Genomic DNA, 19975 nt, shown 5'->3' with positions numbered 1-19975 from the left:
AGCCCGTTCTTCATCCTATCGGAGGACAGCCAGCCGGCCAGATGTTCGAACATCGCCGCCACATCTCAGGTGGCCACCGCTTCCGCGATTACTTCATGTTCGTGCATGCGGCGCAAAGCGGTCACTTTAGGGTATGTTCCGAAGTGATGTCACACCATCGATCGCCATCAAGGTAACGTTCAGGTCGATAGCCAGCGTTCGTTACAGAAAAGCCTTGGGTCTAAAGCTCGATCTGACACGGCGCGTTCAACAAGCGGTTCTGTTGTTCGCTCAACCGCTCGCCCCGTGGTCGCTCAGACAGGAGGGACCCTGAGCGCGCTCAGGATTTGAACCTGCGACCCCATCGTCCCGAACGATGTGCGCTACCGGCAAAGCCGCAGGTTCCTGGGTTCCTTCGTCACGCTCGCTCCGCAATGATTGCATTTCCTTTCGGGCTTTGTGTGGGGAACCTGTGGTGCGATCGGGCCAAGTTCACGTTTTCATCGTCACCTATCCTGAGCGAGGTTTTCGTCGCCTTGGCGGCGACGTGCTTCTTCGCGATCTTCTCGGCGGCGTCTGCCTGGAAGTCGGGATGATGGTGACCATAAGTATCGACCAGAACATCCACGGTGATGCCGAGAAAGCCCGCGGCCTGCCACATGTCGGCGCCGGCCCGCATCAGCCAGGTCGCAGCGGTGTGGCGAAGCGTGTGCGAAGTGACGTCGGGACCGAGGCCGGCAGCGTCGCGAGCTCTCCTAAAGCTCTTCTTGACCGACCCCACCGGCTTTCCATTCCACTCCACCACAAAGTCTTGCGATATCTTGCGACCAATATTTGCGCTCTTGCCGCGCGCCTTGGTCCTGATATCGAGATCTGTGCACGCCCAGCGGCGGAGATGCGCCAACAGCCTGTCCGGCAAGCGCACAGGCGGCTGGCGTTTTTTGGTCTTCTTTGCGCTATCGGCGCGGCGGTAAAAGATGCCGCGGTCGAGGTCCACATAACCACGCCCTTTGGTGGGACGGATGGCGGCACCGCAAACTGCGGCAGAGCGCGTTCCTGTATAAAGCGCGACAAGCATGAAGCGGGCGAGGTGTCGCCCGGTACGCCGGTCGCTCTCCTGGCCCTTCCATTTCTGCTTCATACGCCACGCGGCCCAGATAAGGGCGGCCGCCTCACTGCGCGTCAACCAGCGCTCGCGCGCACCGGCCTTGTCAGGCAGGACAATCGTCGGTGCGGCAGTCGTGTGGCCTTCCCTGCGGTAGTAGTTGATGGCCGCACGAAGATCCTCGAGTTGGCGGCGCGCAACGGCTTCGGTGGGACAGAACGCGACGTAGTCGCGGCAAAGCTTGCCGTTGATAGCGGCGAGCGTCTTTTCACCAAAGAAATCGAGGATGTTGTCCAGCCGAGCCGCCGTCTCTTCCGGCGCGGCATGCTTCGGTGCAACCTCTCTCAGGTAGACGCTGACGACATCGGCTATCAAGACATCTTCGGCACCGCGCGCTCGGTGGTACTTGCCGGCGATGTAGACCGCGAGCGCCTTTTCAGCTTCAGGTCCTGGATGGCCTTTTTCGCCGCTGCCAGCGCTGATGAACGTTGTTCGATCGCGGATAAACCATCCAGCTTTGTTTCGCAGTGTTCCGTCCTTTTTCCAGCTTTCGCCGCGCCAGACGAGGCGTGGCCCTTTCGACGCCCGCGGCATAGTTCCCTCATTCTGGTGATCGCCAGCAAGGTGACGTACTCCTTTCCTGCGATTAGCTCGGTTTCAAGTCGGCCGGCGTCACGTTCCTTGCGTAGGCCTGCTGCGCACATCGAGCCATCGGGAAAGGCAATTCGCGCTGCAATCGCGACGCGCAGGGGCGTGGTCTCGTCGAATTGGTCGGGGATTTTCAAAACGGAGCCCTCAGCCAATCTCTATGGTCCGATAGTTTCGCTCGGAAACAGACGGATCGCGGGTCGCATTGAGCACACTTTCTCTCTCGCCATTCCGGATGCCCTGCCACACGATCTTTTCTCTGAATATACGGCTGCGAAAAGCGCCGGCTGGAGCACCTGCGGCAAAGATGCTCCTTTGACCTGCTAATCGGAACGGTTGCGCCGACGCGCACTCCACGAGCCTTTCGGCTGGCTCCCCGTTTCCGTGGCCGGTGAAACCGCTCCCGACTGGGCTTCGGCTGCGCGGCTTACTCACTGGCCGGCTCCCTTGGGCCGGAACTCCCGCGCGCCGCTTTAGTGGGTTCGGCTGATCGCGTCACGCACCAGTACAAGCACGCCTCGATCGCCATGTTCGAGGGCTATGCGGGCTCGACGCAGGCCGACTTCCGCCTCGCCGTCGAGCGTGAGCGCGCACTCGGCCCGCTCGACGATATCGTCGCCCATTACGAGGCGTTTCTTCGCGATGAGGGTCCAGCGGGACCGGGCGCCACGCGGTTGCGACGCGAGTTCGCGCGTGTGCAGAACGAGCTTGGCGATCTCCCGGGCCGCATCATGGATCGCAAGCGACTGCGCACCATGCTCGCCCATCTTGGCCGGACCTTACACGTTGGCTTTCTCAGTGATTGCCTCTTCGATGCCGCGACCGCGCTCTGCCTGGCCGCCTCGCCGGAGACCGAGCGACCAGCGCCGGCCTTGTCCCGATGCAGCCCTGATCGATGCCCGAACGCCTGTCTGACTACCCGGCATCGCGAGCCCTGGCAGGCCTCGATCGCAGAAGGCGAAGCGCTGCTTGCCGATCGTCGCCTGTCACTGCTTCAGCGCACAGCGATCACGAAGGACAACGAACGCAAGCGCCGGCTGATCGCGCCTCTCATGGACGATGATGCATGACCGCGTCCGGTCCGAAGAGCGAAGCCGCGTTGAGGGCGGCCATGGCAAGGCTGCTCGACGGCCGGCCCGAGCGCACCGACGGCGCGCTCACCGTCGCCAACCTGGCGCGCGAGGCCGGCGTCAGCCGGGCAACAGCGAACCGTGCGGTCGATCTTCTCGCCGCGTTCCGTGCTGCCGAAGCCCGCCACCGGCGATCATCTCCTCAAGCATTGAAGGACCGCGTCCGCTCCCTCGAAGCCGAGCTCCGGGCCATGCGCGGTGCCGAGATGGCCGAACTGCGCGCGCTCACCCGCACGCTCGCGCAGCACATCCAGGTGCTGACGTTGCGGGTTGCCGAGTGTGACGCGGTGATTGCCGGCTTGCAGGATGAACTGGCGCGACCGAATGAGGCCAAGGTCGTTCCGCTGCGGCGCCGGCCGCGAGACGGCGCTGGCTGAGAGCCACGCAATTCCTCACCGCCGGCCGGTCCTGCGGCCATCGTTCATGGCCGACGTCTCCTGAGCTCGCCCGTCGAGGCAGGGGCTCGGTTGTGGCAGACGCTGCCGGCCCGTCAACCCTGTTCCGCACCAGTAGCCGAGAACAGGGTGTGACGGCCCGGCTCGCCGCGTCTGCCCCTGCCCGCTTCGCCCTCGACGGAGAGGGCGAGCACAGGAGGCATCCATGACCATCGATCGCAACAGCCAGGCCCGGACCGTCAACGATATCTACGAGCGCGTCACCAACCAGATCATCGCCGCCATCGAGGCCGGCGCAGGAGAGTACCGCATGCCCTGGCATCACGACGGGTCGGCCATCACCACGCCCGTTAACGTCGCCTCACGCAAGACCTATCGCGGCGTCAACGTCATCACCCTCTGGGTTGCGGCGAATGCGGCCGATTATCCCGCCGGCATCTGGGGCACCTATCGCCAATGGCACGAACTCGGCGCTCAGGTTCGCAAGGGCGAGCGCGGCCAGCTCGTCGTATTCTGGAAGACGAGCGATCGCAGCGCCGACACAGATCGTCAGGACGATGACGAAGATCACGACAAGCCCGCACGGCGCCTGTTTGCCCGTGGCTACACCGTCTTCAATGCCGCCCAGGTCGACGGATACACACCGCCCGAGATGCCGCTGCTCCCGATGGCCGAGCGGATCGAGCACGCCGAGCGATTCTGCGCCGCCCTTGGCATCGATGTCCGCCACGGCGGATCGCAGGCCTGTTACATCCCATCCAGGGATCATGTGCAGATGCCCGAGTTCGCCTGCTTCCGGGATGCCGTCGCCTACTACGCCGTGCTGCTCCACGAATGCGGACACGCCTCCGGCGCCAAGCATCGCCTCGACCGCGATCTCGCCGGCCGGTTTGGCTCGGCCGCCTACGCAATGGAGGAATGCACGGTCGAGCTCTTGAGCGCCATGATCTGCGCCGACTTGAACCTCAGCGTCGAGCCGAGGCCCGATCACGCCCGCTACATCGCCTCCTGGCTCGAGGCGCTGCGGTCCGACAAGCGCGCCATCTTCACGGCAGCTAGCAAGGCACAAGAGATCGCCGACTGGATGCACGCCCGACAGGCCGATGCTCAGCACGACAAGATCCGGGGCGCCGCATAGGCGCCCCAAGCTGGGCATTTCAGGGAGTCCGACCGGGCGCAATCAGTTGACCGCACGCTCCCGGAACAGCGTCTCGATCAACGGGCATTCCGGCAACGTGCCGTCTGCGCATTGCGCGACCACGTCCTTCAACACCCGCTCCATGCGTTTCAGATCGGCAATCTTTGCCCGCACGTCGTCGAGGTGCGCGGCAGCGACGGCGCGCGCCTCGGCGCAGGGCCGGTCACGCTCGTCGACGAGACGCAACAGTTCACGGATTTCATCGAGAGAGAAGCCGAGCTCGCGCGCCCGCAGCACGAAGCGGAGGCGCCGTTCGTGCGTGGAGTCGTAACTGCGATAGCCGCTCGTCGTGCGCGGCGGCTCGGGCAGAAGGCCAACCTTCTCGTAATAGCGCACGGTCTCCAGATTGCAGCCCGTCCGCCGGGCGAGCTCGGCCCGCTGCAGGCCCGTCACCACGGCGTGATCGCGCATCGCAAATTATCCCTTGACCCTGTAGGAACTACAGACCGCATGGTACGGCACAGTGAGGATTTCGGCAAGGAAAGAGAGAGCAGACATGGTTGCATCGCGATCCGGAACGGCGGGGATCACAACGGCTTCGACAGACTTGCCCGCCTCTGAGCGGGGCGAAGCTGGCCGGCAGCGTCTGATCGCCGTTGGCGGTATTCTCGGCGCGCTTGCCGCCTCGTCTTGCTGCATCGTGCCGCTGATCCTGTTCAGCCTCGGTATTGGCGGCGCCTGGATCGGCAACCTGACGGCGCTTGCGCCCTACAAGCCCTTCTTCGTCACCGGCACGGCAGGCCTTCTCGGCTACGGCTTCTACCTCGTCTACTGGAAGCCCAGACGCGCCTGCGCCGATGGCGCAGCCTGTGCCCGCCCGATCCCTAGCCGCTTCGTTCAACTCGCGCTCTGGATCGCGACGGTGCTCGTATTGGCCGCCTTCGCCTTCGACTACATCGCGCCGCTGCTGCTTCGCGCCTGAGACAAAGGAGTTTCATCCATGACCAAGTATTTGAGCGCGCTCACCCTGATCGGCTCCGTTATCGTGGCTCCGGCCGCGTGGGCCGGCGAGCGTACCGTCACCTTCGCCGTCGACAACATGACCTGCGCCTCATGTCCCTATATCGTGCAGAACTCAATGGCGGCGGTCCCCGGCGTTGCGAAGGTGGCTGTCTCTTTCGAAGCCAAGACCGCGACCGTGACCTTCGACGACGCTAAGACGAACCCGGATACTATCGCGACCGCCAGCATGAATGCCGGCTATCCGGCCCATCCGACACAGCAAGGCAGTTGAGATGAGCGACCGCGCCCTGGTCCGCGCCGGCGTGGCCGGCGCCATCCTCGCCGCGATCTGCTGCGCGGCGCCGCTCCTCGCCGTGGGTCTGCCCCTGGCCGGCCTTGGCGCGTGGTTGGCAGGCGCCGGTCTGGTGGTGCTTCCCCTGATCGGCGCGGGCCTCGGCCTCGTCGCGTGGGGCGTCCATCATCGCCGGGCAACGGTCGCGGGCTGCGAGACGAAGATTCACAAGGAAGGCGTGAAGCCATGAACGATTGCTGCGCATCCCCCTTGCCTGGGGACAAGGCTGCGGCCTCCACATCCGCGGCACCGCCGAGCTACCCCGTGCGGCCAGGCGTGACGTTTCCGGACTGGTCCGTGGTCACATCGCCGGTGGTCCAGGATGCCCTGCTGACAATGGTCGGCTCCGAATACGTGTTCGATCGCTGGAGCGGCTACGAGGCCACCACGGACTGCGTGCGTGTTGCGTTGCTTCAGCTCTACACCGAACATGGTCGAGCCCCGACGCTGGGCGCGCTCGCCAAGCGTGCGGGACTGAGTGCAACGGCCGTCCGGCCTCTGCTCGACGAGCTTCGCAGTCGCGATCTTGTCGTGCTCGACGGCGACGGGATCGTCGGCGCCTATCCCTTCACCGACCGGGACACCGGCCACCACGTCACGCTGGATGGATGCACGCTCAATGCCATGTGCGCGGTCGACGCGCTGGGCATCGGCGCCATGACCGATCGCGACATCAAGGTCGCATCGCTCTGCCGCCACTGTGGCATGCCGATCCGGATCGCCACGCGGGATCGGGGCCGGGGTCTGGCCGGCGTTGCACCGGAGGCGGCGGTCGTGTGGCTCAGCGTCCATTACGAAGGCGCGTGCGCGGCGAACTCACTATGCGCGACAACGGCGTTCTTCTGTTCGGAAGACCATCTATCCGCCTGGCGCCGCGAGCGCAACGCGGACGAGCCCGGTTTTCGGCTGTCGATCGAAGAAGGACTGGAGGCGGGTCGGGCTCTCTTCGGACCCAGCCTCGCTGGCCTCGAGATGGTACCACACGCGTCGATCGGCTCGACATCGAAGAGCGCTGCAGCAACAGACCGCCCCGTCCGCGCGAACGGTCGCAATGGTGGCGCCTACGATCTCGTCGTCATCGGCGCGGGCTCGGCCGGCTTCTCGGCTTCGATCACGGCCGCCGATCAGGGTGCGCAAGTCGCCCTCATCGGCCACGGCACCATCGGCGGCACCTGCGTCAATATCGGTTGCGTCCCATCGAAGACGCTGATCCGCGCCGCCGAGACACTTCACAACGCTCGCGTGGCAGCACGTTTCGCCGGCATCATGGCCGAAGCCGAACTGACCGATTGGCGCGGAACCGTCCGCCAGAAGGACTCGCTGGTTTCCGATCTGCGCCAGGCCAAGTACATTGACCTGCTGCCGGCCTATAACGGCATCGCCTATCGCGAGGGCGCGGCGCGGCTCGTGGAAGGTGGTGTCGAGGTAGACGGCGCGCGCATTCCCGCCGGCAAGATCATCATCACGACCGGCGCGCGACCGGCGGTGCCCGCCATCCCTGGCATCGAGACCGTACCCTATCTGACCAGCACGACCGCGCTCGACCTTGAGGAACTCCCGCGATCGTTGCTCGTCATCGGCGGCGGCTATATCGGGGCGGAACTCGCCCAGATGTTCGCTCGGGCCGGCGTCGGGGTGACGCTCGTGTGCCGGTCTCGCCTGCTACCCGAGGCCGAGCCCGAGATCAGCGCAGCGCTGACAAGGTATTTCGAGGCCGAAGGGATCGCCGTGATCTCTGGCATCGCCTACCGTGCGATCCGCAAGACCGAGGACGGCATTTCGCTCGACGGCCAGAACACGACGATCGACGCCGATCAGGTGCTGATCACCACCGGTCGCACGCCCAACATCGGAGGCCTTGGGCTCGCCGAACACGGGATCGCCGTTTCACCAAAGGGCGGCATCGTCGTCGACGAGCGCATGCGCACCACCCGGGCCGGCATCTATGCCGCCGGCGACGTCACCGGTCGCGACCAGTTCGTCTACATGGCTGCCTATGGCGCCAAGCTCGCCGCCAAAAACGCCCTCAATGGCGACAGCCTGCGCTACGACAACAGCGCCATGCCTGCCATCGTGTTCACTGACCCGCAGGTGGCGAGCGTCGGCCTGACCGAGGCGGCGGCGCGCGCGGCCGGGCATGCCGTCCGCGTCTCGACAATCGGTCTCGACCAGGTGCCGCGCGCGCTCGCAGCTCGCGATACCCGTGGGCTCATCAAGCTCGTCGCCGACGCCGGCAGCGGCCGGCTGCTCGGGGCGCATATTCTCGCGCCGGAAGGCGCCGACAGCATCCAGACCGCGGCACTCGCGATTCGGCAGGGCCTCACCATCAACGATCTCGCAGATACGATCTTTCCGTATCTTACTACAGTCGAAGGTTTGAAGCTCGCGGCGCTCTCGTTCGACAAGGACGTCGCCAAGCTGTCCTGCTGCGCCGGTTGAGCGAGCACGATCAGGACAACCACCGTGATCAGACTGTCTCAACGATGTCGCCAGACCTTGAGCGCGCTGACGAGCAGGATCGTCGCCAATAGCGGCAGCAGCACCGAACTCGGCGCGATGCCGAGCAATCGCGCGCCGATGAAGCTGCCGACGATCGACCCGGCCGCCATCACGAGCACGAACCGCTTGTTGCGGCCGAGCACCGTAAAGCTCCGGTCGCGGCTGTAGCGTGTGAAGCCCATCAGCATCGTCGGCAGGCTCACTGCGAGCGAGAGGCTCCCGGCTAGCTTAATGTCGCAGCCGAACAGGAGGACGAGCGTCGGGATCAGCAGTTCGCCTCCGGCCACTCCGAGGAGAGCCGCGACCACCCCGATCACCGCGCCGGCAGCGACACCGGCGATGAACTGGGCAGGCCCTTCGAGCAACGGATGGCCGCCACCATGCGGATCGTGCCCGACCAGGAGCACCAACGCGATCAAGACCAGCAGGACCGCGATGATCCGGTAGAGTGTGCCGGATCTCAGCCGCGTCGCCCATCCCGCACCGAACCACGCTCCGGCCAGGCTTCCTGCCAGCAGGTTGGCGATGATCGTCCAATTTGCCGCGACGGCCTCCCAGGGAACGGCCGCCGTTCGGAACGGCAGCGCCGAAGCGACCACAACCAAACTCATCGCCTTGTTGAGGATCACCGCTTCCAATGCAACGAACCGGAACGCACCGATCAGTAAAGGAAGCCGGAACTCAGCTCCGCCGAGCCCGATCAGTCCACCGAGGGCGCCAATGCCAGCGCCTCCGCTAAAGGCACCGAGGATGCTTCGCTGCGCAGCGGCAGATTGCGTTCCGACGTTATCTGCTGGCGTGGCGGCTTCGTCCATCTGCATCCTGGCTTCCAATCTCGATGTAGCCACACGACTATAGCCGGACAGTGTCGAAAGTGTCTCACGGTAACGCCCGACCGAACTAACGCGTGGAATCAGCGAGCTCGCAGCTATGGCGCTGTAATGAGACAGCTTGACTGTTCAGATAACGCGCCGAGATATGTGCGGCTTTCTGCTGCGCCTCGCTGGGCATCACGCCGACCGTGCGTCACGCCGACTATATCGGCTCGTGGCTGGAGGTGCTGCGCGAGGATAACCGTGCGATCGTTCGCGCCGCCTCTCTGGCAAGCAGGGCTGCGGATTATCTCTTGGGGTTCTTGCCCGACAAAGTGGCCGCTGACGACGATCGGCGGGAGGCAGCGTAATGGCCGCCCGCTTCCAGTTCGGCGTCTTCCTGCGGATGCGTTCATGACCGAAGTCTGCCTCGATGCCGGACCCCGCTGCGGCGAAGTCGTTGCAGAGCGCCAGGACCGACCTGCTGCTCCGCGACAAGTGTCGCGTGGCTGCCGAGCACATCAGGGGGCGAGGAGTGACGGAATTCTCATGACGGGTTTGGAGGTCGAGAGAGAGGCTCTCGGCCGCCCGTCGCGGAGTACATCCCGATGGCTACTGCCGTTCAGAAGATCACCCTGTCGTCCTCGCGCGACATTCCGTTCAACAAGCTAGTGCTCTCCCAGTCCAATGTCCGGCGCGTCAAGGTCGGCATCTCGATCGAGGATCTTGCGGCCTCGATCGCCCGCCGCGGCTTGATCCAGAGCCTCAGCGTCTTGCCCGTCGTCGACAGCGACGGCAACGAGACTGGCATGTTTGAGGTACCTGCCGGAGGCCGGCGCTTCCGCGCGCTTGAGCTGCTGGTGAAGCAAAAGCGCCTCGCCAAGACCGCCCTCGTGCCCTGTGTCGTGCGCGCCCGTCACAGCGCGATCGTTGCCGAGGAGGTGTCGCTCGCCGAGAACATTGAGCGAGCGCCGCTGCACCCGCTCGATCAGTTTCGCGCCTTCCAGGACATGCGCCAAAAAGGCATGAGCGAGGAGGAGATTGCCGCAGCCTTTTTCGTGCCGGTCAACGTTGTTAAGCAACGGCTTAGGCTGGCTTCTGTCTCCCCAGTGCTGCTCGATGTGTATGCCGATGACGGGATGACGCTGGAGCAACTCATGGCTGTGCGGCGTGAAGCTGCGTAAGTGATTGTTTTGCTTGTCGTCTAACGGCGACTCGACAAAACCTGCCGTTCCTCCGGCAGTAGCCTAGGGATGCAGGCATGACGGGAGACTGCTGTGTCTGAAGCCATCCTGACAATGTACTCCGATCCTGAAAGGGTGAAGCAGAACCCGTGAGGGCGAACGCGAAGCTGCAAGCATTATGTGGCAGGAGGCTAGGCTTGGAAGTAAGGTGAACATATGTGAATCGGCGTTAAACCTCGTTAGTTGTAACGTGCCAAAGATGCTGTCAGGCACGAACCAAAATGGTAAGTGGGTTGGACTTCGGATTTGCCATTTCCGAAGCGAGGACTTCGAACCCACCGGGGAAAAGCCGGCACCTAACCTTCCATCGTCACTTACGTGGAACACGATAAGCCCGTATCTCTGCCTAGCAGTGGGCAGGCCGACCGCAAGGAACGCTGTTGGGGGTGCGGGTATGGGAGGTCGGAGAAAGCAAATGCCGCGCTGTAATGGCGTGGATAGGGGTTGCGGTTCGCCAACATCACCCCGCCCGAAAGGGAGCAGACTTCCGACTGGTCTCTCGTCGCGAGAGAGTTTGTAGAACCCTCGACAGGAGGACAGGCAAATGACGGTCATATCCATGACTGGTGCGGCCTCCGGCGGTGAGGTCGACTGGCACCAGATCGACTGGGCTAGCGCGCACCGAACCGCTCGGCGGCTGCAGATGCGTATCGCGAAGGCAGTTCGGGAAGGCCGCTGGGGCAAGGTGAAAGCTTTGCAATGGCTGCTGACCCACTCGCGTAGCGGCAAAGCCATTGCCGTGAAGCGTGTCACCGAAAACCAAGGAAAGAAGACACCCGGTGTTGACGGAGAAATCTGGGATACACCGGGTAAACGTGCCAGAGGAATGTTGTCGCTCGCACGGCGAGGCTATCAGCCACAGCCGTTGAGACGGGTGTTCATCCCGAAAGCGAACGGAAAGATGCGTCCATTGGGCATCCCGACGATGCGGGACCGGGCGATGCAGGCACTCCACCTGCTCGCATTGGAACCGATCTCGGAGTCCACGGCGGACCCGAACTCCTACGGCTTCCGGCCGGAGCGAGCGAGCCGCGACGCGGCGGAACAGTGCTTCCAGGCACTGCGCCAACGTGTATCGGCCCAGTGGGTTCTCGACGCGGATATATCCGGTTGCTTCGACAACATCGGTCATGACTGGCTCATCGCCAACGTCCCCACGGACAAGGTGGTGCTTCAGAAATGGCTGAAATCCGGGTTCGTGCAGAATGGCGAACTGTTCGCGACGGAAGCGGGAACGCCGCAAGGCGGCATTATCTCACCGACGCTCGCGAACATGACCTTGGACGGGATGGAAAGGGTGTTGCGCAAGCGCTTCGCTCCCAGCCATCCGCAATGTCGAAAGAACAAGGTCAATCTGATCCGCTATGCGGACGACTTCGTCATCACCGGCGCCTCGAAAGAGCTGCTGGAGGAGGCAAGGTCGTTGATGGAGGACTTCCTGCAACAGAGGGGGCTCGCCCTCTCGGAGGAGAAGACCAAAATCGTGCATATCGAGGAAGGCTTCGACTTCCTCGGCTGGAACGTGCGCAAATATGATGGGAAGCTTCTCATCAAGCCTGCCAAGAAAAGCGTTCAGGCTTTCTTGCGCAAGGTCCGGGCGATCATCAGGGACGCCAGAACCGCGAAACAGGAATATGTGATAGGCCGCCTCAATCCGGTCATCCGGGGATGGGCGAATTATCACCGCAATCAGGTGGCGGCGCAGACCTTCCAAAAGGTCGATCACCTCATCTGGAAGCAACTCTGGCAGTGGGCTTGCCGCAGGCACCCGCATAAGCCGCTAACTTGGGTGAAGGATCGTTACTTCGCTCGGGAAGGCACGCGAAACTGGGTGTTCCGGGCAGAGGTGAATGACGACGAAGCGAACAGCAAGTTCGTGCGGCTCGTAAAAGCCGCCGACGTTTCTATCCGGCGTCATCGCAAGATCAGAGCCGAGGCCAACCCGTTCGACCCGTCATGGGATAGGTACTTTGCCGACAGGCATGGTCAGCTCATGGATCGGCAAGGGCGGAACTTGGCGCCCAAGCTCTGGAAGGCGCAGGGTGGTATCTGCCCTATCTGTCGAGAATACATTACGGTGAACACCGGGTGGGAAATCCACCACGTCGTTCCCCGTGGTCTCGGCGGATCGGAAGCAAGATCCAACCTCACGCTGTTGCACACCAACTGCCACTGGCAGGCTCATAGCTATACTTGGAACGGTGAACTGGCGGCTCCGGTAAAAGGGAGTTTTGTAGAGGCTTGAGCCGTATGCGGGGAAACTCGCACGTATGGTTCTTAGGGGGGAATGGCCCAGCAATGTGCTGTTCCTACCCGACTTCACGGTCTCTGAAGACCGCGCTCGCCAGGAGCAGATCTGGGAGGCAATCAGGGATGCCTGGTCGAAAGAGCCCTATCAAATCCGGCGCATGCTGACCGAAACGACGGTGCACGCCTCCGACAAGCGCGCCGTCTTCGTGGGGACCGACGCCTATGAGGCCGCGGGTGGTATCGTCATGCACGACCTGTTCCAGTCGGATGACGGGGGCTGGCTGCAGGATGCAGCGCTGCTGGACCGCCTAGTGATAGAGAAGCTCAAGGCGGCTGCCCAGGAAGTTGCAGCCGAGGGCTGGAAGTGGGTCGAGGTCGCTGTCAGCTTCCCCTACGACGCAACGCGTGGGCTGTATCAGCTGCAGAGTGACCCGCTCGATCTCTCTGCCGAGGAGCAGGCTTCCATCGATGCCCTCAACGCCGAGCATGCCAAGCTTGAAACCGAATATGAGGGTGCTGACGAGCTGCCCGAAGACGTCGATCAGCGACTCGGTGAAATCGAGACCGCGCTCGCCAATTTCGACAAGCGCCCAAAGCAGTTCGATCCGGCCGACATCGCCATCGCCGGCGCGTTCGTCAGCATCGACACTGACGGCTCGCTCTCGGTCGACCGCGGCTTTCTCCGGCCTGAGGACGTGCCGCCGATGTCATTTGACGGCGCGAATGAATCGAAAAGGGACGGCGGGTCCGGGGCTGCCGACTCGTCGGTGCACCGTGCCGTTGTCACCATTGGCGGCCAGGCAGTCGAGTGCGAGGAAGACGAGGACGATGCGGTCAAGCCCCTGCCGGACCGACTGATGACAGAGTTGACCGCACACCGGACACTGGCGTTGCGCGATGCGGTTGCCGGCAACCCTCACGTCGCCATGACAGCGCTCTTGCACAAGCTGGTCACTGACACGTTCCAGCACCGCACCACGAACGGGTGCCTGGAGGCCTCGATCCGTCACGTCTTCTTCCCTCTGCAGGCAGGTGACCTAAAGGACAGCCCCTCGGCGAAATCGGTGGCCGAACGCCATGAGGCCTGGAAATCGGACCTGCCGACCGAGGACAATGCACTTTGGGACTGGATCGCCTCACTTGATGAGACCAGCCGCGCGGCGTTGCTCGCCCATTGCGTCAGCTACGGCGTGAACGCGCTCCACGAGAAAGGCGACCGCTATGGCGGCGCTGTCTCGGCACACGGCGTTCGGCAGCGGATCGCGCAAGCTGATCGACTGGCACGCGCGGTCGGTCTCGATATGGTTGACGCCGGCTGGACACCGACAGTCGAAAACTATCTCGGCTGCATCACCAAGTCTCGCATTCTCGAGGCGGTGCGAGAGGCGAAGGGCGAACAGGCCGCGCAGCTGATCGAGCACCTGAAAAAGGGAGATATGGCGAAGGAAGCCGAGCGCTTGCTGACGGATAGTGGCTGGCTGCCCGAGCCACTGCGCCTGGTCGACCTCGACGGCAGTGCTGGCGCTGATAGCGGCGCCGGCGCCGACGGCTATGGGGAAGAGCTGCCCGAATTCCTCTCAGACGACGATGCGCAGATTGAAGACAGCGAACCGCACATGGCCGCTGAATAGATCGCCTCGCGCGGAGGGGCTTCGGCCGCTCCGCGCCCTTTCCTACCCCTGCCGGACGCTCACTTTCTCACACACGGGCAAAGCCAATTGGCCGCTTCTGCCGCGTCCTTCTCGCTCGGCGGCTGCTGCCCCGCCGTCCCCACTGCGTGCCAAGATATCGCCCCCGGGCTGCCAACCGCGTTGCCGCTGTCGTCGTTGGACTGACGGCGGGTAGCGGCGCAGCGCCTGGATCGAAGAAGGATCGTTATCGGCAGGACCGCAGTCCAGAGGGGAGGCCAGGGCGGATTTGAGCCGGATTGGTCGAGAGAGAGGGCCGCCCGGTTCATTCCCGTTCCGCTCTCCTCGAGGTTTTTCTCCATGCTTGATGTTTCTTCGAAGACTGCCGCTCCGGCAGTGCCGCTTCCGCTTGTCTCATCCCCGGCTGTCGAACCAGCTGCCGCCATCCACCGCGCGGCGCAGTTTCTTCTGCCCCATCTCGAACGCGGTCAGCGTGTCGACGCCTCGAACCTTCGCTCGGCCATGGAAGCTGCCTTCGGTGCCTCCGATGCGTCCGGCGCATGGGACTGGAAATCAGCCTATGACGCTTGCGAAGTCGCGACGGTGCTGTTCCTGCGCAAATACGGAAAGTCGCTTTTCCGCAGAGCCGGTTCTGCGGCCGCCGCACTTCCGATGCTGGGCAAGATCGCCGGCCTGTTCCCAACTCACACGCGTCGCTCCGAAGAGACCGAAGCGCTTCAGCAGTTCAGCACCCCCATTCCGCTCGGTCTGGCGGCCGTGACTGCCGCGGCAATCACCCCTGCCGACCGCGTGCTTGAGCCCTCCGCCGGCACCGGGTTACTTGCTATTTTGGCCGAGATCAGCGGCAGCACGTTGCTGCTCAACGAACTGGCCGAGGCCCGCGCCGGGCTTCTCTCATTGCTCTTTCCGGCTATCCCCGTCACTCGCTTCAACGCAGCGCAGATCGATGATTATCTCGATCCCGGCATTGCACCAAGCGTCGTGCTGATGAACCCGCCGTTCTCGGTTCTGGCCAATGTCTCGGGTCGCGTGTCCGACGCTGCCTATCGTCACGTCGCCTCTGCGCTGGCCCGGCTCGCCGAGGGCGGGCGGCTTGTCGCAATCACTGGCGCAAATTTTTCCCCAGAGCTGCCCATCTGGCGCGAGTCCTTCGTCAGGCTCCAGGAGCGCGGTCGCGTGGTGTTCACCGCCGCGATCGACGGCGCCGTCTACGCCAGGCATGGCACCACCGTCGAGACGCGGCTGACCGTCATCGACAAACTGCCGGCCGACAATCCAGGCACCTTTCCAGCATCAGCCGGCACGGCGCCCGATGTCGCCACACTGATCGCCAGGATTGGCGAGCACGTTCCCGCACGGCTGCCGGTCAGCGCTTCGGCTTTTGCGCCCGCCGTCAAGGCACTGGGGCCCACAGCGCACACGGTGCGCGGTGATCTCGCCAGATCCGCCGCTTCCTCTCCGGTGCGCAGCCTCGCCGACCCGGAAGGCGCCGAGCTTGCCTACGAGACTTTGGACTGGAGGCCTGCCGAAAGCAGGCACATCACCGATGGCATCTATGAGGAGTACGGGTTGCAGGCGATCCGCATTCCGGGCACCCATCCGCATCCGACCAAGCTGGTTCAATCGGCGGCGATGGCATCCGTTGCTCCGCCGAAGCCGAGCTACCGGCCGATTCTTCCTGCCAAGGTTGTCAGCGACGGCCTCTTGTCCGACGCGCAGCTAGAAACAGTCATCTATGCCGGCGAGGCCCATTCGGAGTTCCTCGCCGGTTCCTGGATGGTGGACGAGACCTTCGATCTTGTCTCTGCCGCGCGCGACGATGCTGCGCACGCCGTGCGATTCCGCCGGGGCTTCATGCTCGGCGACGGGACGGGCGCCGGCAAGGGCCGCCAGTCGGCCGGCATCATCCTGGATAGTTGGATGCAGGGCCGCCGCAAGGCGGTGTGGATCTCCAAATCCGACAAGCTGATCGAAGACGCCCAGCGCGACTGGTCTGCTCTCGGCATGGAGCGCCTGCTGGTCACGCCGCTGTCGCGGTTCCCGCAGGGCAAGGCCATCCGCCTCGATCAAGGGGTCCTATTCACCACCTACGCCACGCTGCGCTCCGACGAACGCGGTGAGAAGGTCTCGCGCGTGCGGCAGATCGTCGAATGGTTGGGCACCGACTTCGACGGAGTGATCATTTTCGACGAGAGCCATGCCATGCAGAACGCCGCAGGCGGCAAGGGAGAACGCGGCGACGACGCCGCCTCACAGCAGGGACGCGCCGGGCTCCGCCTCCAAAACGCCCTGCCGAACGCCCGCGTCGTCTACGTCTCGGCGACGGGCGCAACCACCGTCCACAACCTCGCCTACGCGCAGCGTTTGGGCCTATGGGGTGGTGAGGATTTGCCCTTCGCGACCAGGGCCGAATTCGTCGAGACGATCGAGGCCGGCGGCGTTGCCGCCATGGAAGTGCTCGCCCGAGACCTTCGCGCACTCGGTCTCTATACGGCCCGATCGCTCTCGTACGATGGTGTCGAATACGAGCTGGTCGAGCACCAGCTTACCCCCGAGCAGACCCGCATCTACGACGCCTATGCCGGAGCGTTCAGCGTCATTCATAACAATCTCGACGCCGCGATGCGGGCCGCCAACGTCACAGGCGAGACCGGGACACTGAACCGTCGGGCAAAGTCGGCTGCACGTTCGGCATTCGAGAGCACGAAACAGCGCTTCTTCGGGCATTTGCTCACCGGCATGAAGACGCCGACCCTGATACGCTCGATCGAGCGCGATCTCCATCAGGGCCATGCCGCCGTCATCCAGATCGTCTCGACCGGCGAGGCACTGATGGAACGGTGCCTCGCGGAAATTCCAACCGAGGAATGGAACGACGTTCGCGTCGATATCACGCCGCGCGAACATGTCCTCTCGTATCTGCAGCATTCGTTCCCGGTGCAACTCTACGAGCCGTTCACCGACAGCGAAGGCAATTTGTCGTCACGTCCGGTCTATCGCGACGGCCAGCCCGTGGAGAGCCGCGAAGCGGTCGCCCGCCGCGATCGCCTCATCGAGCAACTCGCTTCACTGGCCCCCGTGCCGGGGGCACTCGATCAGATCGTACAGCGCTTCGGCACCGACCTCGTAGCAGAAGTGACAGGCCGGTCGCGCCGAATCGTGCGCAAGACCAGCACTCGAGGCATCGATCGCCTTGTCGTCGAAAACCGCGCCGGATCGGCCAATCTCGCCGAGGCACAGGCATTCATGGATGACTGTAAGCGCATATTGGTGTTTTCCGACGCCGGTGGCACTGGCCGCAGCTATCACGCTGATCTCACTGCGAAGAACCGCCGCCTTCGAGTTCACTATCTGCTCGAGCCGGGCTGGAGGGCCGATGCCGCCATCCAGGGCTTGGGGCGCACCAACCGCACGAACCAGGCGCAGCCGCCGCTGTTCCGGCCGGTTGCGACCGATGTGAAGGCTGAGAAGCGCTTTCTCTCGACGATAGCCCGGCGGCTCGACACATTGGGCGCCATTACGCGCGGCCAGCGCCAGACCGGCGGCCAGGGCCTATTTCGCCCTGAGGACAATCTGGAGTCGCACTATGCCCGCGACGCGTTGCGGCAGCTTTACCTGCTGCTGGTTCGCGGCAAGGTGGACGGCTGCTCACTCCAGATGTTCGAGGAAGCGACCGGCCTCACACTGACGGATTCCACCGGCATCAAGGACGAGCTGCCGCCGATCACGACCTTCCTCAATCGGCTGCTGGCGCTTACCATCGCGCTTCAAACCGCCCTGTTTACGGCCTTCGAACAATTGCTAAATGCGAAAATCGAGGGCGCCATCGCCTCCGGTGCCTACGACATCGGCTTGGAAACACTGCGTGCGGAGAGCTTCGTCGTCACCGAGCGACGCGTCATCCATGTCCATGCCGCCACCGGTGCGGAAACGCGACTGCTGACCATCGCGCAGCGCAAGCGCAATCGACCCGTTTCACTTGCCGATGCCCTTGCCCAGCTTCACGATCCCCGCGCGAAGCTCCTGGTCAACAACCGATCCGGCCGCGCCGCCGTACAGGTGCCAGCGCCCGCACTCATGCTCGACAACGGCGAGATCGAATGGCGCGTCCGGCTGGTCCGGCCGATGGAGCACCATCAGGCCTCATTGAAGATGATGGCGGAGAGCCACTGGGTTGAGGCTGAGCAGGCTGCATTCGCTGACGCCTGGAGTGTCGAGACGGCTGACGTGCCCGAATTCACGGACAGCACTATCCATGTCGTCGCCGGCATGCTGCTGCCGATCTGGAAGCGTCTGCCCAGGGAATTCTCACGTGTGTACCGGCTCCAGACTGACGATGGCGAGCGCATCATCGGTCGTCAGGTCCCGCCAGCATGGATCGCGGGCGCACTGGCAACAAGCTCGCCTTCGATCACAGCCAGTGATGCTTTCGTTGCGCTTCTGGGCGGTCGAACGATCCTCGACCTCGCCGATGGTCTGCAGCTTCGGCGCAGCCGCCTCATGGGCGTCAGCCGAATCGAGCTGACGGGCTTCAACGACACTATGCGTGACCGTCTTTCGGCTTACGGCCTCTTCCGAGAGATCATCTCCTGGAAGCTGCGCATGTTCGTGCCCGCCGACGCATCTGGACCCGCAATTCTGGGCAAGTTGCTGAAGGGCTATCCAGTCCAGCGCATCGACACGCGGGAGGATGCGTGATGGCCCGCCACGATGCGTCAGAACTGGCGCACCGCCTCGGCCAGCAGGCTGAGGCGGTTTGTCGCTACTATCTTTCAAACGGGCATCGCGAGGGCCGCTACTGGCTTGTCGGCGATGTGCAAAACACGCCGGGCCGCTCAATGTTCGTGCGTCTCGTCGGGTCAGCGAACGGAAAAGGAGCCGCCGGCAAGTGGGCCGATGCGGCGACTGGCGAGCATGGCGACCTTCTAGACGTCATCCGCGAAAGCCGCGGCTTCAGCAACTTCAAGGACGTTGCGAATGAAGCAATGACGTTTCTCGGCTTGCCGCATCCCGAACCAGAGCAGATTTCTCCCCGGCCGAAATCGGTAGACACGCCATCCGGATCATCTGAAGCAGCGCGTCGGCTGTTTACGATGTCGCAGCCGATTGCGGGTACGGTCGTAGAGGCGTATCTGCGCAACCGCAGTATTACCGCTTTGCACGGGACCGAAAGCCTGCGTTTTCACCCGCGCTGCTACTACCGGCCCGACGAACACGCGCCGACTGAGACCTGGCCGGCGATGATCGCTTCCGTCACCGATCTCGACGGCCATTTGACTGGCGCACATCGCACCTGGCTTGATCCTTCCGGCAGAGGCAAGGCATCGGTCGGTACGCCGAGGCGCGCGATGGGCGATCTTCTCGGTCACGCGGTTCGCTTTGGCCTGCCGGGCGACGTCATGGCGGGCGGCGAAGGCATCGAGACCGTCTTGTCGCTTCGGTGCATCCTGCCCGATATGGCTATGGCAGCGGCACTCTCGGCCGCCCATCTTGCTGCCATGCTGTTCCCCCTCACGCTGAGACGGCTCTACATCGTGCGCGACGCCGATCCAGCCGGTAACGGCGCGCGTGACACCTTGATCGAAAGAGCGAATGCTGCCGGGATCGAGGCGGTCGTGCTCTCGCCGGCACTTGGGGACCTCAACGAAGATCTCTGTACGCTAGGCGTGCATGCCGTTCGAGCAGCAGTCCGTGTTCAGCTCGCCTCGCAGGACATCGCCCGGTTCATGGCAGTGGCGGGATAACTCGGAACGAAACAATCTGTCCGCTGTC

15 protein-coding genes and 2 pseudogenes are annotated in these 19975 nt (G+C 63.7%); 13 read left to right on the top strand and 4 right to left on the bottom strand.

All coding sequences use genetic code 11. The features are described 5' to 3' along the window. Positions 1-397: 397 nt before the first annotated feature. Together NKJ91_RS13050 and NKJ91_RS13045 are read right to left on the bottom strand one after the other, a co-directional pair. On the bottom strand, positions 398-1459 hold the full coding sequence (locus NKJ91_RS13050) for a tyrosine-type recombinase/integrase (protein ID WP_352455869.1): 1062 nt from the start codon (positions 1457-1459) through the stop codon (positions 398-400). Next, positions 1456-1887 (bottom strand): excisionase, encoded by a 432-nt coding sequence (locus NKJ91_RS13045; protein WP_352455867.1) that lies wholly within the window; start codon positions 1885-1887, stop codon positions 1456-1458. The genes NKJ91_RS13050 and NKJ91_RS13045 overlap by 4 nt, the downstream gene beginning before the upstream one ends. A gap of 321 nt (positions 1888-2208) precedes the next feature. Between NKJ91_RS13045 and NKJ91_RS13040 the strand changes: the two genes are divergently transcribed. The 3 genes from NKJ91_RS13040 to NKJ91_RS13030 all read left to right on the top strand — a co-directional run bounded on the left by NKJ91_RS13040 (position 2209) and on the right by NKJ91_RS13030 (position 4395). Further along, positions 2209-2802, top strand: a complete 594-nt coding sequence (locus tag NKJ91_RS13040) for a hypothetical protein (RefSeq protein ID WP_352455866.1) — start codon at positions 2209-2211, stop codon at positions 2800-2802. Next, the gene (locus NKJ91_RS13035; RefSeq protein WP_352455865.1) at positions 2799-3239 is read left to right on the top strand and encodes a hypothetical protein; all 441 of its coding nucleotides are present in this window, start codon (positions 2799-2801) and stop codon (positions 3237-3239) included. Before NKJ91_RS13040 ends, NKJ91_RS13035 begins: the two co-directional genes overlap by 4 nt. 223 nt (positions 3240-3462) lie before the next feature. Next, on the top strand, positions 3463-4395 hold the full coding sequence (locus NKJ91_RS13030; RefSeq protein WP_352455864.1) for an ArdC family protein: 933 nt from the start codon (positions 3463-3465) through the stop codon (positions 4393-4395). A 42-nt stretch (positions 4396-4437) separates the two neighbouring features. On the opposite strand, the gene NKJ91_RS13025 is transcribed toward NKJ91_RS13030, so the two are convergent. After that, the gene (locus NKJ91_RS13025) at positions 4438-4866 is read right to left on the bottom strand and encodes a MerR family transcriptional regulator (protein WP_352455863.1); all 429 of its coding nucleotides are present in this window, start codon (positions 4864-4866) and stop codon (positions 4438-4440) included. Between the two features lie 85 nt (positions 4867-4951). Here NKJ91_RS13025 and NKJ91_RS13020 point away from each other — a divergent pair, with 85 nt between their 5' ends. Genes NKJ91_RS13020 through merBA form a run of 4 tightly spaced genes read left to right on the top strand, consistent with a single transcriptional unit; the run spans position 4952 to position 8188 of the window. Continuing rightward, the gene (locus NKJ91_RS13020; RefSeq protein WP_352455862.1) at positions 4952-5377 is read left to right on the top strand and encodes a mercuric transporter MerT family protein; all 426 of its coding nucleotides are present in this window, start codon (positions 4952-4954) and stop codon (positions 5375-5377) included. Positions 5378-5395: 18 nt separating this feature from the next. After that, complete coding sequence (locus NKJ91_RS13015) at positions 5396-5689, top strand: heavy-metal-associated domain-containing protein (RefSeq protein WP_352455861.1); 294 nt, start codon at positions 5396-5398, stop codon at positions 5687-5689. 1 nt (position 5690) lies between these two features. Next, complete coding sequence (locus tag NKJ91_RS13010; protein ID WP_352455860.1) at positions 5691-5939, top strand: mercury transport protein; 249 nt, start codon at positions 5691-5693, stop codon at positions 5937-5939. Beyond that, positions 5936-8188: a bifunctional organomercurial lyase/mercury(II) reductase MerBA gene (merBA, locus tag NKJ91_RS13005; RefSeq protein ID WP_352455859.1), complete on the top strand. Its 2253-nt coding sequence runs from the start codon at positions 5936-5938 to the stop codon at positions 8186-8188. The genes NKJ91_RS13010 and merBA overlap by 4 nt, the downstream gene beginning before the upstream one ends. 38 nt (positions 8189-8226) lie before the next feature. On the opposite strand, the gene NKJ91_RS13000 is transcribed toward merBA, so the two are convergent. Further along, positions 8227-9069, bottom strand: coding sequence for a TSUP family transporter (locus NKJ91_RS13000; RefSeq protein ID WP_352455858.1), 843 nt, complete (start codon positions 9067-9069; stop codon positions 8227-8229). 149 nt (positions 9070-9218) lie between these two features. Here NKJ91_RS13000 and NKJ91_RS12995 point away from each other — a divergent pair. The 6 genes and pseudogenes from NKJ91_RS12995 to NKJ91_RS12970 form a co-directional block, all read left to right on the top strand. Continuing rightward, positions 9219-9431 (top strand): annotated as a pseudogene (locus tag NKJ91_RS12995) (zincin-like metallopeptidase domain-containing protein); the annotation flags it as partial. A 237-nt stretch (positions 9432-9668) separates the two neighbouring features. Next, positions 9669-10223, top strand: a pseudogene (locus NKJ91_RS12990) (ParB/RepB/Spo0J family partition protein); the annotation flags it as partial. A 625-nt stretch (positions 10224-10848) separates the two neighbouring features. After that, the gene (ltrA, locus tag NKJ91_RS12985) at positions 10849-12549 is read left to right on the top strand and encodes a group II intron reverse transcriptase/maturase (RefSeq protein ID WP_352455857.1); all 1701 of its coding nucleotides are present in this window, start codon (positions 10849-10851) and stop codon (positions 12547-12549) included. A gap of 25 nt (positions 12550-12574) precedes the next feature. After that, a complete protein-coding gene (locus NKJ91_RS12980) occupies positions 12575-14185 on the top strand; it encodes a DNA-binding protein (protein ID WP_502903581.1) in 1611 nt (536 codons plus the stop codon). Positions 14186-14542: 357 nt separating this feature from the next. Continuing rightward, complete coding sequence (locus tag NKJ91_RS12975; protein ID WP_352455856.1) at positions 14543-18901, top strand: strawberry notch-like NTP hydrolase domain-containing protein; 4359 nt, start codon at positions 14543-14545, stop codon at positions 18899-18901. Beyond that, positions 18901-19947, top strand: a complete 1047-nt coding sequence (locus tag NKJ91_RS12970; protein ID WP_352455855.1) for a DUF7146 domain-containing protein — start codon at positions 18901-18903, stop codon at positions 19945-19947. The genes NKJ91_RS12975 and NKJ91_RS12970 overlap by 1 nt, the downstream gene beginning before the upstream one ends. Positions 19948-19975 lie beyond the last annotated feature (28 nt).

This window comes from Mesorhizobium sp. M0040, assembly GCF_040323505.1.
In the GTDB taxonomy this organism is placed as follows: domain Bacteria; phylum Pseudomonadota; class Alphaproteobacteria; order Rhizobiales; family Rhizobiaceae; genus Mesorhizobium.
The sequence above is the reverse complement of the archived record's forward strand: the minus strand, read 5'-3'. Positions and strand labels throughout refer to the sequence as shown.